Consider the following 14551-nt stretch of genomic DNA (forward strand, 5'->3'; position numbering starts at 1 on the left):
TCCTGACTACGGGCCTGACTGCCGGACCGCTCTCGGCCCGCAATGGACAACGAGTGTACACAAATCACCAGGCCTGCGGAAATAAAGGCTGTCATTACGGGCCAAACGCCAATCACCCACCGATCGCACCCACCGCGGTACGGCCCTGAGGCCGCTTGCCACAAGGCATCGGGCGACATCCCGGTTGCGCCCGCACGGACCCCATTCCCCGTTGACACCCGGAATCATCAATGTGTACAGTCGTTCACATCTTGTGAACACTTGTACACACCACCATACATCGGTGAGGAGAAACACATCATGCTGTCGACACGAAACACACACGCATCCCTGCGCTGGCTCGGCAAGCAACTGTTTAACCGTGAGGATCCCGGCGCCTTTTTCGACCCGCTGCTGGCCGTCCTCAATCCCATGTGGGTACGCGGCTTCGTGCCGGCCCGCCTGCTGGAAGTGACCGACGAAACGGCCGACACCCGCAGCTTTCGTCTGCGGCCGTCGCCCCGCTGGAAAGGCTTCCGGGCCGGCCAGCACATCAACATCATCCTGGAAGCGGACGGCGTGCGGCATCACCGGACCTTCACGGTCGCCAGCGCGCCGCGTCAGTGGGACACCGACGGCACGATCACCCTGACGGTGAAACGCCACCCGGGTGGCCGCATGACCAACTGGATGCACGATCACCTGACGCCCGGCACCATCGTCGGCATCAGCCAGGCGTTCGGTGATTTCGAGTTGCCGGAAGCGGACGTCCCGCTGCTCTACATCGCCGGCGGTAGCGGCATCACGCCGGTGCTGAGTCACCTGATGACCCTGGCCGACCGGGACTTCCGGGCACCGGTCACCCTGCTCTACTACGTGCGGACCCAGGCGGACGTGATCGGCGCAGAGATCCTGTACGCCCTGGCGTCCCGCTGGCCGGCGTTGACCCTGCACGTCTACCGCACGGAAGAGGAAGGCAAAACCGCCTTCCTGAACGAAAGCCACCTGGACACCGTGCCGGGCCTGCGTGCCCGCCAGGTGTACCTGTGCGGCCCGAAAGGCCTGATGGATCTGGCCGGTGACCTGCTACATTCATTCGGCATCAAGGACGACCAGATCCAGACCACCTTCTTCAGCGCGCCGTCTGCCGTCCCGGCGGACACCCCGCTGGGGGGCGCCGTCACCTTCGGCCGCAGCGACAAGACCGTCGACGCCGAAGGCGACGCGCCGCTGCTGGAGATCGCCGAGGCTGCCGACCTGAAACCGGCCTTCGGCTGTCGCATGGGCATCTGCCATCAGTGCAGCTGCCGCAAGACGGAGGGCACCGTCGTCAATCGCCTCACCGGCAAGGCTTCCGGCCCCGGCGAGGAAACCATACAGCTGTGCATCTCCGTGCCCCAGGGTCCGGTCACCGTGGACCTTTGATCATTACCCGCACAGCCCCCTGAACAGATGAGATGGCCGGCAGACCGCTGGCCTGAGGAGAGAGACATGACACAGCAACTGACGCAACAACAGTTGGACGAACTGGCAAAAGACCTGGACGCCATCCGCGATGAAGTCCGGGCCGACCTGGGCGAGCGCGATGCGCGCTATATCCGTCGCATCATCCGCCTGCACCGGACACTGGAAGTCGGCGGTCGGGTGCTGATGCCGTTCGGTTTCATCCCGCCGGTGTTCGTCGCCGGGGTGGCCTCGCTGGGCCTTGCCAAGATCATCGAGAACATGGAAATCGGCCATAACGTGATGCACGGCCAGTACGACTGGATGAACGACCCGTCCCTTCACTCGCAGACCTACGAGTGGGACACGGTCTGCACCGGCGATTCCTGGCGCCAGACCCACAACTACGAGCACCACACCTACACCAACGTCATCGGCAAGGACCGGGACTACGGCTACGCGGTACTGCGCCTGAGCGACGACGAGAAGTGGCACCCGCTGCACCTGCTGCAGTTCATCAACTACGTCATGCTGACAGTGTTTTTCCAGTGGGGCGTGGGTCTGCACGAACTGGAAAGCGAGCGGATCCGCCGCCGCGAGATCAAGCTGTCGGACAAGAAGGGCTTCCTGAAAGACTTCTTCCGCAAGGGCGGCCGTCAGGCGTTCAAGGATTATGTGTTCTTCCCGCTGCTGACCTTCCCGGTCTTCCCCATCGTGCTGGCCGGCAACGTCTGCGCGAACCTGATCCGCAACCTGTGGTCGTCCACCGTGATCTTCTGCGGCCACTTCACCGAGGATGCGGAGACGTTCACAGAGGCGTCCATCGAAGGCGAATCCCGGGGCCACTGGTACCTGCGTCAGTTGACCGGTTCCAGTAACTTCACCGGCAGCAAGTGGGTGCACATCCTGAGTGGCCACCTGAGCCACCAGATCGAACACCACGTGTTTCCGGACATCCCGGCCCACCGCTATCGCGAGATCGCGCCGCGGGTGGAAGCGATCTGTCACAAGTACGGGCTGAAGTACAACACGGGCAGCTTCGGCAAGCAGTACTGGACCGTGCTCAAGCGGATCGGGCACTACTCGCTGCCGGACCGGGTGCGGATGAAGCTGGAGGCTCAGGCAACTTAATTCGCCTGAATCCCCGGGGGCATTTCTCCCCCTCTCCCCCGGCCCCTCTCCCGCCAGGGGCGAGGGGAGCTCATGCCGCTAACTCGGGGTAAGAACGCCCTCTCCCCTGGCGGGAGAGGGTCGGGGAGAGGGGCTGGAGCTTCAGGCCACCTAAATAATCCGCGAAAACCGCTGCCCCACCCCTTTCGCCCGATAGGCGTCGAACACCTGGCAGATGGCCCGGATCAGCAGCCGTCCCGGCTCGTGCACCACCAGCTTTTTCTCACCAATGCTCACCAATCCATCCAGCTCCATCACGCAAAGCCGTTGCAATTCCTCTTCGAAATAGGTGCCAAACGAATGGTGCCAGTTGGATTCAAACCGGGCGTATTCCAACTCGAACTGGCAAATCAGTTGACCAATGACCCAACGGCGAATCCGGTCGTCTTCCGTCAGCGCCACGCCCCGAATGGTCGCCAGCTCGCCCGCGTCGATCCGGGCCTCCCACGCCTCCAGGTCGTGAGCGTTCTGGAAATAGGCGTGCCCGGTCTGACCGATAGCGGATACCCCCAGTGCGACCAGGTCGCAGTCGGCGTGGGTGGTGTAGCCCTGGAAATTACGATGCAGGCGTCCTTCCCGCTGGGCAACCGCCAGGGAATCGTCCGGCAGCGCAAAATGGTCCATGCCGATGTACTGGTAACCGGCGTCCAGCAGCCGGTCGATGGTCTGGTGCAGGATCGTCAGTTTGTCGGCCGGTGACGGCAGCGTCTCATCCTTGATACGGGTTTGTGGAAAAAACCGCTCCGGCAGATGGGCATAACTGAAAACCGACAGGCGATCGGGGCGCATTTCGATCACCGAATCCACCGTCTCGGCAAACGATGCCGGCGTCTGGTAGGGCAAACCGTAGATCAGGTCCAGGTTGATGGAGCCGAATCCCCGCTTCCGGGCCTCTACCATCACCTCCTCGACCATACGCTGGGGCTGCAGTCGGTTGACCGCTTTTTGCACCTGCGGATTGAAATCCTGCACGCCCAGACTGATGCGGTTGAAACCGAGTTCGGCCAGTTGGGCCAACGTCTCTTCAGCCAGCTCGCGAGGGTCGATTTCGATACTGAAATCCCGGATTTCACCGGTCTCCAAATTGAATATCTCACGATAGCCCGCCATCAGGTGCTGCATCGCCTGACGTGGCAGGAAGGTCGGGGTGCCTCCGCCCCAGTGCAATTGACTGACGGTTCGTTTCGCACCAAACAGGTCGGCCTGCAACCGCGCCTCTCGCAGTAGCCGTTCGACGTAGGGCATCGCCAGATCGCGCTTGCGGGTGACCACTTTGTTGCAGGCGCAGTAGTAGCAAAGCCGGGCGCAGAACGGCACGTGCGTGTACAGGGACAGGTCCCGTCCGCTTGCCGCGCTGGACCGGGCTGACTCGGCCATGTCGGCGGCCGTGAACCGGTCGGTGAACTCCACAGCCGTGGGATAGGACGTATAGCGCGGGCCGCTCAGGTCATAGCGCCGGATCAGCGATTCGTTCCAGAAAGCGGTGGACGGGGACACAGGGGATTCTTGGCAAAAGGCGGACTGGACGGGCATGGCTCATTCCACATCAATGATTGGCACGATGCAGTCTACGCCGCTGGACGGATGTCACATTGACTTGGATCAGCATGAACCGGGAAAGGCCTGACGGCGTATCTTCGTCCCAAAGGAGATTCCGATGCGCCACCTGATCCTGATCCTCGGCGACCAGCTGACACCGGACATCAGCGCCCTGCGGGAGGCCGATCCCGAACAGGACGCCATCGTGATGGCGGAAGTCAGCGACGAGGCGAGCTACACCAATCACCACAAAAAGAAGATCGTCCTGCTTTTCAGCGCCATGCGGCATTTCGCCCGGGAACTGGAAAACAACGGCTGGACCGTGCATTACCACGCCTACGATCCCGACAGCCCGCATCACAGTCTGCTGGATGTGATCCGCGAACGGGTCGGGCAAGATCAACCGGAGAAGGTCATCACCACCGAATGCGGCGAGTACCGCCTGGACGCCGCCATTCGCCAATGGCACGAGTCGCTGAACGTCCCGGTCGAGATCCGTCCCGACGACCGCTTTATCGCAACCAAGAGAGAATTTGCCCGCTGGGCCGAGGGCCGCAAACAATTGCGCATGGAATTTTTCTACCGGGAAATGCGCAGGAAGACCGGCCTGCTGATGACGCCCGACGGCAACCCCGAAGGCGGCGAATGGAATTACGATGCGGACAACCGCAAGAAGTGGACAGGCAAACCACCGGCGCCGGCCTCGTTCCGGGTGGAACCGGACGCCATCACTCGCGACGTGATCGAGCTTGTGGACGACACCTTTTCCGATCATTTCGGCACCACCGACGACTTTCATTTCGCCGTCACGGCCGGGGATGCCGAAGCCGCCCTCGCCCACTTCCTCGACTTTGCCCTGCCCTGCTTCGGCGACTACCAGGATGCCATGTCGGACCAGGAAGACTGGCTGTTCCACTCGATCCTGTCGCCCTACATCAACTGCGGCCTGCTGGACCCATTGGGCGTATGCGAGGCGGCCGCCCGGCATTACTATAGCGGCCAGGCACCGCTGAACGCGGTGGAAGGTTTTATCCGCCAGATTATTGGCTGGCGGGAATTCGTGCGCGGCATCTATTGGCTGCTGATGCCGGAATACGCCAAGGAAAACCGGCTGGGCAATGACCGCGACCTGCCCTGGTTCTACTGGACCGGCGAGACCGGCATGCGCTGTATGCACAAAGCCATCGACGCCACCCGACGCAACGGCTACGCCCATCATATTCAACGTCTGATGGTGACCGGCAACTTCGCCCTGCTGGCCGGCGTCAAACCGGAAGAGATCTGCGATTGGTACCTGGCGGTCTACGCCGACGCCTACGACTGGGTGGAACTGCCCAACACCCTGGGCATGGTGATGCACGCCGATGGCGGCTACCTGGGTTCCAAACCCTACGCCGCCAGCGGCAAATACATCCAGCGCATGTCGGACTACTGCAGTCACTGCCGCTACAACGTCAGCGAGGCAACCACCGAAGACGCCTGCCCGTTTAACGCCCTGTACTGGCACTTTATCCACAGGCATCGGCGCGATTTCGAGGGCAATCCGCGCATGGGCATGATGTACCGCAACTGGGACCGGCAGAAGCCCGAGCGGCGGGACGCCCTGCTGGCCCGGGCGGAATGGCTGCTGGAGAATCTGAACACACTGTAATGCAGTGATGATCCCGATACGCTCACAAATTCATTGCAGGTGCTAAACTTTCGGGCACAAGAAAAACGACTTTTGACGCGTTTTGAATCCACGGATCGGGTATGAAGTTCTGCGCTCCCTACATTCTGCTCTTGGGCTGTCTGGCGGCGACATCCGCGCTGGCCACGCAGCCGTTGCAAATTTATGCCCCCGAAGCCGCCCCCTATCAATATGAAATGGCCGGCGAAGTTCACGGCACCACGGTGGAAGCCCTGCGCTGCGCCCTGAATGAAACCAGCTGGCGCCCCGAAGTTCATATTGTGCCGCAACGGCGCGGCATCCATTCCCTGCGAACCGGCGTGATTGATGGCTACATGGCCATTACGCCCTCCGACGACATCGACCAGTTTGCGACGTTAAGCGCGCCGCTGGCGCTGGAGAAGTGGTACCTGTACTCCCGGGAACCCGTCAGCCTGAGCAAGGCCCGCCTGGGCGCCATTGCCGGCAGCAACGAGTCGATCTGGCTCCACAAGAAGGGACTGACACCCCGCATGCAGGTGTCGTCGCTGGGGCAACTGGTCGCCCTGATCGAGCGTGACCGTATTGACGCCATGGTCGTCGACCAGCGCGTGATGGAGCGTTACCTGAAAGACGCCCGCGACAACCGCTCCGCACCGCGCGTTCAACTGCAACGCCAGTTCATCCGGTTTGCGCCATTGGGCCTGTATGTGGGGAAGAATTTCCTGGCGGCGCACCCCCGTTTCCTGGCGCGGTTCAACGACAACCTCGACGACTGCGTCAGCTCGGGATTCCAACTGGAGGACAGCGAGCGCCAACTCATCCAGCGGCAGTCCACTACCCTGCTGGACCAGGCGATCAGCGAACTGGCGATCCAGGACACCCTGAGCAACCCGCCCCCACCCAGCACCCTGGCCGACATCCTGATGATCGACGAACTCTGGCAGGCCTCCACGGCCGACGCGCCCAGTGAGGAGGCGCAGCACGTCCTGGAGCGCCCCCTGTCCAAGGCACTGCGCCAATGGCAGGAACAGCAACATGGCCGGGTGACGGAAACCATGGTGATGGACGCCCAGGGCTCCCTGGTGGCCTCCAGCCAGATGACCAGCGATTACTGGCAGGGGGATGAAGACAAATTCCGCGTGGTCGCTGCCGATCCGGGCGACGGTTTCTACATCGGCCCGGTCCGCTACGATGCGTCGGCGCAACACTTCCAGGTGATCGCCTCCCGCGCCCTGCACGATCCCCGCAGCGGCGAGCTGATCGGCGCCGTGGCACTCGGGATCGATATCGAGAAGGCCTTAAGTGGCCAGGTCCTGGCAGACGTCACGTCGCCTTAATCCTACCGGTCAGGGGGGACCCACTTCGCAGGCCAGCACCAGCGCCCAGAATTCCGAGAAATCATTAACCACCACGTCCGGCTTGTGGGGGTGACGATGGGTGCCCGGGAAAATATTGTGCAGCCACGGCAGATCCCACAGGGCGCCGTTGAAAAAGACGCCCGTCATCCCCGCACGCTTGGCGGCAATGATGTCGGTGGTGCTGTCACCGACATACCAGACGCGGGGCCCCACCGGATAATCCAGTTTTTCCGCGGCCAGGATCAATTGATCCGGATGCGGTTTGCGCAGGGGGGTGTCGTCGCCACACACCTCGGTATCGAACAGATGCTGCCAACCGGTGCCCTCCACCGCTGCCAGTTCGTGCTCGAAGAACTCCCGGTCCCGGTTGGTGATCACGCCCACCCGGATGCCCAGGTTACGGATGCCACGCAGCATCTGGCTGACCTTGGGTTCGAACGCCGTGACCGTCCCGTAGTGATTGCGGTAGTGCCGGTTGAATGCGGTGTGAGCGATGGCCTTGGCATCCTGATCGTCGCCGAACAGCACCTCGAAAATGTCCGTGCGTGAGATCTTGCGGTCTGCCCGCACCTTGGGATGCAGTTGGGCGTATTCGCGTACATAGGCGACCAGGCGGGCGTCCTCCGGTGTCTTGCTGTCCTCCGGTTCCAGCAGGCGCTCCATCAGTCCCAGCTGACGAAACTCCGGCAGCATGTCGTCCACGGCGTGGTACATGGCATCCAGCGTGTCCACCAATGTGGCGTGCCAGTCGAAGAGAATGGCCTCCGGCCGGACCAGTTTCGCCACCGCGGGATGCCAATCCGGCTCGACCCTTGGCTGGGGCGTCACAGGCGGCGGATAGGCCGCTGGCCGCACATCGGCAACCGCCCGCCGGAACGCACCGCCAGGGAACGCCGCCAGCTCGTCCATCAGGCTTTCGAAACTCTCGAGCACCAGGGACGGCCGATCCTGTTTGCGGAACCAGCTGTCGATCTTCTGCGGGTCCCAGCCCGAGCCGTTATAGAACACCGCGGTGATGCCGGCGTTATTGGCCGTAACCATGTCGGTGTAACCGTCGCCGACGTACCAGACATGAGCATCCACCGGCAGGCCGACCTTATCGGCCGCGCTCTGAATCATCTCCGGATCCGGCTTGTAATGCACCACATCGTCGGCGCAGACGGTGGCATCGAACAACTCAAGCCAGCGACCGTCTTCCAGGGTGCTCAGCTCGGTGTCGAGGAATTCCCGGTTGCGGTTGGTGGCCACCACGAGCTTGATGCCCAGTTCGCGGCAGGCCAGAAGGTAGTCCACGATGCCCTCCTGGAAGGGCTTCACCTGACCGAAGTATTTGCGATAACAGGCGTTGTAGGCCTCGTGCGCAATGGCCTTGGCTTCGCGGTCGTCGCCAAAGATGGCGTTGAAGATATCGGTTCTCGACACCCGACGCTCCGCCAGGATGCGCGGATGCAGTCGCCGGAAGATACGGATGTAGCGCACCAGCCGGGCATCCTCCGGCGTATTGCATTGGTCTTCGGGCAGCAAATGCTCGACCAGCCCGAGATCTTCAAGCTGGGGCAGCATTTCCTCCATCGCGCTGAACATGGCGTCGTGGGTGTCCACCAGGGTGCCGTGCCAGTCGAACAGCAGGGCGTCGGGCACGGCGAGTCCGTCATCACGGGTCCGCAACGGCGTATCTCCTCTTGAATGATCCCCGGGGCCGAAGGCACCCGGGTTTCCTGGAAAGATAGTGTCTATCGCGCCGGTTTGCCGGTGCTCTCCACCCGGGTAATCCGGCCATTTCGGAAAGTCACAACCCGGCGAAACTCGTTGCGCCCGAATTCGTACAGCCACTCTTCCTGCGGATAGGCGGCGGTCAGCCCGCCGTCGTTCCGGTTGTCCTGGTAGGGCACGATCCACTCCACGTGCCTGGACAGTGGATCGCCACAACGGCGCACAATCTCGAATTCGTTCATGCCCTCGCGCAGATCGTTGGGTTTGCAATCACCGGCAGCACCGGGCAGGAACCCATACCCCATGCTTTCTTCCTTGGTGAGCTTGCCGTTGCGGAACACCAGCCGTCTGACGAACCCACTGGGACCGGGGTTGTAGTACCAGTGCTCCACCGTCTGGACAATGCCAATGCCGGGCAACGACGCCTCGGGATACACCGCCACGTAGTCCGGTTGGCCGCAACGTTCTTCGACCTCCACCGGCCAGTCGCCCACATCCACGAGGCCGGTGCCACAACGGAATGCCGCCTGGGACAGCGCTGGCCAGATCGCCAGCAGAGCCAGTGTGAAGGTTATCGTCAGTCGCATGATGCCTCCCCGGACATACTCATCTCTTTTCGGAGTGTGGCACGGTCGGACCGCCCGGTCATCCGTCGACCGGAACACCACGTAGCTTTGACAGAATACGCACAGGATCGTCGCCCGATGCACCGCAAAAACCATCTCCCCGAAAAGCACTGCGCCGTCTGCGGCCGCCCCTTTGCCTGGCGTCGCAAATGGGCCCGCGACTGGGATCAGGTGCGTTACTGCAGCGAGCGTTGCCGACGCCATAAGCATCAAGCCGGCGAGGCAAACGCCCGATGACCACCGTCGTCTGGTTCAAACGCGACCTGCGCGTGGCGGACCACGCCCCCTTGTTGGCGGCCGTCGAACGGGGCGAGCCGGTTATCCCGCTCTACGTGGTCGAGCCGGAATACTGGCAACGTCCGGATACCAGCGAGCGGCACTGGGCGTTTATCGCGGACAGCCTGTCTGAACTGGACACGGCATTGCGCAAGCGGGGCAGCCAGCTGAGGGTGCAAACCGGAGCCGTGGTCGACGTGCTGCACTTATTGAAACAGGCCACCGGGTTCACCCACCTGTACGCCCATGAGGAAACCGGCAACGACTGGACCTTCCAGCGGGACCGGGCGGTCATCGAATGGTGTGCCGGGAACGGCGTCCAGTTTCAGGAGTGGCGGCAGTTCGGCGTGGTCCGCCGTTTGGCCGACAGGGACCTGTGGGACGATGCCTGGCAGCAGCTGATGCGACAACCCGTGCTGGAAGCACCGGCGCAAATTCCGGCGCCGCCCGGTGTTCCAGGCGCTTGTGACCTGACGACACCGACACTGGCGGATACCCTCGCCTGCCCCGGCCGACAGAAAGGTGGCATGTCCGCGGGCGAAAAACTGCTGGACAGCTTCCTGGCCCGGCGCTGCATTGGCTACCAGTACAACATTTCCAGCCCCAACTCGGCGGTCAAAGGGTGCTCGCGGCTGAGCCCGCACATCGCCTACGGCACGGTCAGCCTGCGATCCATCTATCAGCAGACCAAAGCCAACGGCGATCATCCGTCCAGCTTACCGAGGCGACAGACCAGCCTGCGCAGCTTTCGCTCCCGCTTGCACTGGCACTGCCATTTCATCCAGAAACTGGAAGACGAACCCAACCTCGAATTCCGTGCCATTCACCGGGAATTGGAAACGCTCAAGCAGGGCCCCAACGATGGCGAACGGCTGGCGCGATGGGCGGAGGGGCAAACCGGCTGGCCGCTGGTGGATGCGGCCATGCGGGCTCTGCGGGAGACCGGCTGGATCAACTTCCGCATGCGCGCCATGCTGATGGCCGTGGCCAGCTACCAGCTCTGGCTGCACTGGCGCGATCCGGCCCTGCACCTGGCCCGCCTGTTCACCGACTTCGAGCCGGGCATCCATTACCCCCAGGCCCAGATGCAGAGCGGCCTGACCGGCATCAACGCCCTGCGCATCTACAACCCGGAGCTGCAGTCCCGCAAGCTGGATGCGAATGGCACCTTCATCCGCCGCTGGATTCCCGAGCTGGAAGGCGTGCCGGATGAGTTTATCCACAGCCCCTGGCACATGACCCGGGACCAGCACGCACTTTATGGTGGACAGTTATACACAACGCCGATCTGTGACCATGAACAGGCCGCCCGCGAAGCCCGTCAGGCGGTGAGCGAGTTTCGCAAGAATCACGTCACACGGGCGGAAACCGACCGGGTCCTCAAGCGCCACGGCAGCCGCAAGGGCCCGCGCCAGAATCGGCCGAAGGTGCGAGGCAAGCAGCAGGACGACAGCAACCAGCTGTCACTGTTCGGTGATTAGGCCAGGAAGATGGCGACCATCACCGGGATATACGCCAGCGCAAACAGCGTGCTCAGCAGCGTGGTGCCCGCCGCCTGGCGCGGTGACGCCTCCAGCAGCGTGGCGATGACCACGGTATTGGCAGCAATCGGAGTGATGGAGACCAGGAAAATGGCCCGGTAGACCGCCTCGTCGTAGAAGCCGAACCAGTGACTGTCGGCCCACCAGAACAGCAGAGCCGCGACAGGCCAGACCACGAACTTGCCGAAGAAGGCGAGCCCGGTGAAGCGCACATTCCCCAACAGGCCCCGGAAATTCAGGATACTCATGCCCACGATCATCATCCCGAGAATACTGTAGGCCCCACGCAGGTTGTCGAACAGGGGCTGGAACACGGCCGGTATGGCCACGTCACTGAGATTGAGCACGACACCCAGCAGGAACGCGTAAATGGCCGGCAGGCGGACCACCCGGGCCAGACAGTCCCGGGCGCTGTAGCGCCCTCGCCCGGCCAGGTAATAGCCCACGGAGTTCTCGAACAGCGTGGTGCCCAGCATGCAGACGATGTAGAGCGCCACACCCTCCTCACCGAACAGCAACAGCGCCACGGGAATGCCGAAGTAGCCGGTGTTCCCCGTGCCCACCGCCAGCGGGATGATGCTGGCCGTGCCGTCCGAAAGGATGCGCTTGCCGATGGCCAGGTGCAAAAGACTCACGCCGGTACAGAAACCGAACACGATCACCGGCATCAGCAGCACTTCCGGCGTCAGCGGCGCGGCCATGACCCCGGAGAAAATCACCGACGGCGTCACGATGTAGAGCATGATGCCGGCAATATGGCGACCACTGGCCTCCAGATAGCGCCCTGCAACCCAGCCCAGTGCCACGGTGATGTACAGCGGCAATAGCTTCACAAACAGGGACAGGACAACGGCCATGGGGCGGAACAACCTCTGGAAAACGGATTGAGTCACAGCGTGACGGGCAAAGGAGGACTAGCATAGAGTATTCAGACGACTGAGCCACCCCCGTTTACCCTGGACACTGTTCATGCTGTTAAAGATCGCCCGCGTTGCCAGCCTCCTGCTTTTCGCTCTCACTCTCCCCGCTGCCGCCGATACCCTGGCCAGCCCCGACGCCATCAAGACCCAGACCCAGGCCTTCATGACGCAGGTGAAACAGGGCGAAGTGGCGGAAGCCTATGCGGGCCTTGCCCCCTACCTCGGCGTGCCCCGAAAGCCGTTCGATGCCTCCGCCAAGGAAGCCGACACCTACTTCCAGAAAGTCTTCGATCGCGCCGGCAGGACGGTGGGCACATCTCGGGTCAAACGCGAAGCCATTGCCGACGACTTCTACCGGGAAACCTGGCTGCAGAAATTCACCGAGGCCGCCATGGCGTGGCAGTTCACCTTCTATCAGGCGGATCAGGGCTGGAAACTGGTGGGCATCAGTTACACCACGGACATTGAATCGCTCTATGCGCCTTATTAGCGCCGGCCGTTCCGATCACGACAGACAGTAACCAAACGCCCCCGGATGCGTTATAATGCGCGGCTTTCCGGGTGGCTCCGGCAACCCGAAAGTCCGGCGAAGGCCCTGCCCGCAGAGACCTCAGGTACGACCATTTAATACCTGACTATTTTACTCTGATATTGTACAATCCTCCCCCAGAAGACCCACCATAAGAACGACAAGGGCGTCAGCATCGACCGGGGAACCGATCACCGGCCGGTAACGTAACGCCTGTAGAAAACGGGGAAGGCAGATTTCCGGGCATGGCAACGGCCATGGCCAACACGCAAATAGAGCCTGCAGGCCATCCAACGTGCCTGCATCTGAGAGAGACGGAGCGACGATCATGGCGAACACCGACAAACAGGTGAACGAGCTGATCAAACGGGAATACGAACACGGGTTCGTGACCGAAATCGAAGCCGAAACGTTTGAGCCCGGCCTGAACGAAGACATCATCGGGCGCCTTTCCGCCATCAAGAAAGAGCCCCAGTTCATGCTGGACTGGCGCCTGAAAGCCTACCGTCGCTGGCTGGAAATGGACGAGCCGAACTGGGCGCATGTCGGCTATCCGAAAATCGATTACAACGCGATTTCCTATTACTCGGCGCCCAAGCGTAAAGAGGACATGCCCCAGAGCCTCGACGACGTCGATCCGGAACTCCTGAAAACCTACGAAAAACTGGGCATCCCCCTGCACGAGCGTGAAAAGCTCGCGGGCGTTGCCGTTGATGCGGTGTTCGACTCGGTTTCTGTCGCGACGACGTTCAAGGAGCCGCTGGCCAAGGCCGGTGTCATCTTCTGCTCGATTTCCGAGGCGATCCAGGACTATCCGGAACTGGTGCAGAAATACCTGGGCTCCGTGGTACCGGCGGGCGACAACTTCTTCGCCGGTCTCAACTCGGCCGTGTTCTCCGACGGCACCTTCGTCTACGTGCCCAAGGGCGTGCGCTGCCCCATGGAGCTGTCGACCTATTTCCGCATCAACGCGGCCAATACCGGGCAGTTCGAGCGGACCCTGATCATTGCCGACGAAGGCAGCTACGTCAGCTATCTGGAAGGCTGCACCGCCCCCATGCGGGACGAAAACCAGCTGCACGCCGCCGTGGTGGAACTGGTCGCCCTGGACGATGCGCAGATCAAGTATTCGACCGTCCAGAACTGGTACCCGGGGGACGAGAACGGCAAAGGCGGGATCTTCAACTTCGTCACCAAGCGCGGCGCCTGCATTGGCAAGAACTCCAAGATCTCCTGGACGCAGGTCGAGACCGGCTCTGCCGTCACCTGGAAATACCCGAGCTGCGTGCTGCGCGGCGAGAACAGCGTGGGCGAGTTCTACTCCGTGGCGCTGACCAACAACTACCAGCAGGCGGATACCGGCACCAAGATGGTCCACCTGGGCAAGAACACGTCCAGCACCATCATCTCCAAGGGGATTTCCGCCGGCCGCTCCAGCAACGCCTACCGCGGGCTGGTCAAGTTCGGACCCGGCGCGGAAGGCGCGCGCAACTTTACCCAGTGCGACTCGCTGCTGATCGGCGATCAGTGCGCGGCCCACACGTTCCCGTACATCGAGAGCAAGAACAAGGGCGCCATTGTCGAGCACGAGGCGACCACGTCCAAGGTGAGCGACGAGCAGATGTTCCTGTGCCGCCAGCGCGGTATCGATCCGGAACAGGCGGTCTCCATGATCGTCAACGGCTTCTGTAAGGAAGTCTTCAAGGAGCTGCCGATGGAATTTGCGGTCGAGGCCGGCAAGTTGCTGGAAGTCAGCCTCGAAGGGTCCGTAGGTTAATCAACGCCTGCTATCGCACACGCACACAG

General features: G+C 62.2%; 12 protein-coding genes. 8 read left to right on the top strand and 4 right to left on the bottom strand.

The window, feature by feature from the left end; genetic code table 11:
• The first annotated feature begins 300 nt into the window (after positions 1-300).
• Together JL474_RS17435 and JL474_RS17440 are read left to right on the top strand one after the other, a co-directional pair.
• The gene (locus tag JL474_RS17435; protein ID WP_203143085.1) at positions 301-1404 is read left to right on the top strand and encodes a ferredoxin reductase; all 1104 of its coding nucleotides are present in this window, start codon (positions 301-303) and stop codon (positions 1402-1404) included.
• A gap of 66 nt (positions 1405-1470) precedes the next feature.
• The gene (locus JL474_RS17440; protein ID WP_203143086.1) at positions 1471-2553 is read left to right on the top strand and encodes a fatty acid desaturase family protein; all 1083 of its coding nucleotides are present in this window, start codon (positions 1471-1473) and stop codon (positions 2551-2553) included.
• Positions 2554-2703: 150 nt separating this feature from the next.
• On the opposite strand, the gene hemN is transcribed toward JL474_RS17440, so the two are convergent.
• Entirely contained in the window at positions 2704-4125 is a 1422-nt protein-coding gene (gene hemN / locus JL474_RS17445; protein WP_203143087.1) for an oxygen-independent coproporphyrinogen III oxidase, read from the bottom strand.
• 124 nt (positions 4126-4249) lie between these two features.
• On the opposite strand from hemN, the gene JL474_RS17450 reads away from it, so the two are divergent.
• Complete coding sequence (locus JL474_RS17450; RefSeq protein WP_203143088.1) at positions 4250-5782, top strand: cryptochrome/photolyase family protein; 1533 nt, start codon at positions 4250-4252, stop codon at positions 5780-5782.
• A gap of 101 nt (positions 5783-5883) precedes the next feature.
• Positions 5884-7119, top strand: coding sequence for a transporter substrate-binding domain-containing protein (locus JL474_RS17455; RefSeq protein ID WP_203143089.1), 1236 nt, complete (start codon positions 5884-5886; stop codon positions 7117-7119).
• 9 nt (positions 7120-7128) lie between these two features.
• On the opposite strand, the gene JL474_RS17460 is transcribed toward JL474_RS17455, so the two are convergent.
• Both JL474_RS17460 and JL474_RS17465 read right to left on the bottom strand, forming a co-directional pair.
• A complete protein-coding gene (locus JL474_RS17460) occupies positions 7129-8808 on the bottom strand; it encodes an HAD family hydrolase (protein ID WP_131483276.1) in 1680 nt (559 codons plus the stop codon).
• Positions 8809-8873: 65 nt separating this feature from the next.
• Positions 8874-9440, bottom strand: coding sequence for a DUF2845 domain-containing protein (locus JL474_RS17465; RefSeq protein ID WP_203143090.1), 567 nt, complete (start codon positions 9438-9440; stop codon positions 8874-8876).
• 117 nt (positions 9441-9557) lie between these two features.
• Here JL474_RS17465 and JL474_RS17470 point away from each other — a divergent pair, with 117 nt between their 5' ends.
• Together JL474_RS17470 and JL474_RS17475 are read left to right on the top strand one after the other, a co-directional pair.
• Complete coding sequence (locus tag JL474_RS17470) at positions 9558-9716, top strand: DUF2256 domain-containing protein (RefSeq protein WP_123635402.1); 159 nt, start codon at positions 9558-9560, stop codon at positions 9714-9716.
• The gene (locus JL474_RS17475) at positions 9713-11236 is read left to right on the top strand and encodes an FAD-binding domain-containing protein (RefSeq protein WP_203143091.1); all 1524 of its coding nucleotides are present in this window, start codon (positions 9713-9715) and stop codon (positions 11234-11236) included. The genes JL474_RS17470 and JL474_RS17475 overlap by 4 nt, the downstream gene beginning before the upstream one ends.
• Here the strand turns inward: JL474_RS17475 and JL474_RS17480 are convergent.
• A complete protein-coding gene (locus JL474_RS17480) occupies positions 11233-12153 on the bottom strand; it encodes an AEC family transporter (RefSeq protein ID WP_203143092.1) in 921 nt (306 codons plus the stop codon). The two genes, JL474_RS17475 and JL474_RS17480, sit on opposite strands and share 4 nt — an antisense overlap.
• Positions 12154-12265: 112 nt before the next feature.
• On the opposite strand from JL474_RS17480, the gene JL474_RS17485 reads away from it, so the two are divergent.
• Complete coding sequence (locus JL474_RS17485; protein ID WP_203143093.1) at positions 12266-12706, top strand: hypothetical protein; 441 nt, start codon at positions 12266-12268, stop codon at positions 12704-12706.
• 367 nt (positions 12707-13073) lie between these two features.
• Positions 13074-14522 carry a Fe-S cluster assembly protein SufB gene (gene sufB, locus JL474_RS17490; RefSeq protein ID WP_123635398.1) on the top strand — a complete coding sequence of 483 codons (1449 nt, stop codon included), beginning with the start codon at positions 13074-13076 and terminating at the stop codon, positions 14520-14522.
• The last annotated feature ends 29 nt before the right edge of the window (positions 14523-14551 follow it).

The organism is Marinobacter mangrovi (genome assembly GCF_016798325.1).
In the GTDB taxonomy this organism is placed as follows: domain Bacteria; phylum Pseudomonadota; class Gammaproteobacteria; order Pseudomonadales; family Oleiphilaceae; genus Marinobacter_A; species Marinobacter_A mangrovi.

Bases quoted from the DNA above. Each gene is read 5' to 3' on its own strand.
- JL474_RS17440 (WP_203143086.1), top strand. From the start codon at position 1,471: ATGACACAGCAACTGACGCAACAACAGTTGGACGAACTGGCAAAAGAC.
- JL474_RS17480 (WP_203143092.1), bottom strand. From the start codon at position 12,153: ATGGCCGTTGTCCTGTCCCTGTTTGTGAAGCTATTGCCGCTGTACATC.
- JL474_RS17435 (WP_203143085.1), top strand. From the start codon at position 301: ATGCTGTCGACACGAAACACACACGCATCCCTGCGCTGGCTCGGCAAG.
- JL474_RS17475 (WP_203143091.1), top strand. From the start codon at position 9,713: ATGACCACCGTCGTCTGGTTCAAACGCGACCTGCGCGTGGCGGACCAC.
- JL474_RS17485 (WP_203143093.1), top strand. From the start codon at position 12,266: ATGCTGTTAAAGATCGCCCGCGTTGCCAGCCTCCTGCTTTTCGCTCTC.
- sufB (WP_123635398.1), top strand. From the start codon at position 13,074: ATGGCGAACACCGACAAACAGGTGAACGAGCTGATCAAACGGGAATAC.
- hemN (WP_203143087.1), bottom strand. From the start codon at position 4,125: ATGCCCGTCCAGTCCGCCTTTTGCCAAGAATCCCCTGTGTCCCCGTCC.
- JL474_RS17450 (WP_203143088.1), top strand. From the start codon at position 4,250: ATGCGCCACCTGATCCTGATCCTCGGCGACCAGCTGACACCGGACATC.
- JL474_RS17465 (WP_203143090.1), bottom strand. From the start codon at position 9,440: ATGCGACTGACGATAACCTTCACACTGGCTCTGCTGGCGATCTGGCCA.
- JL474_RS17470 (WP_123635402.1), top strand. From the start codon at position 9,558: ATGCACCGCAAAAACCATCTCCCCGAAAAGCACTGCGCCGTCTGCGGC.
- JL474_RS17455 (WP_203143089.1), top strand. From the start codon at position 5,884: ATGAAGTTCTGCGCTCCCTACATTCTGCTCTTGGGCTGTCTGGCGGCG.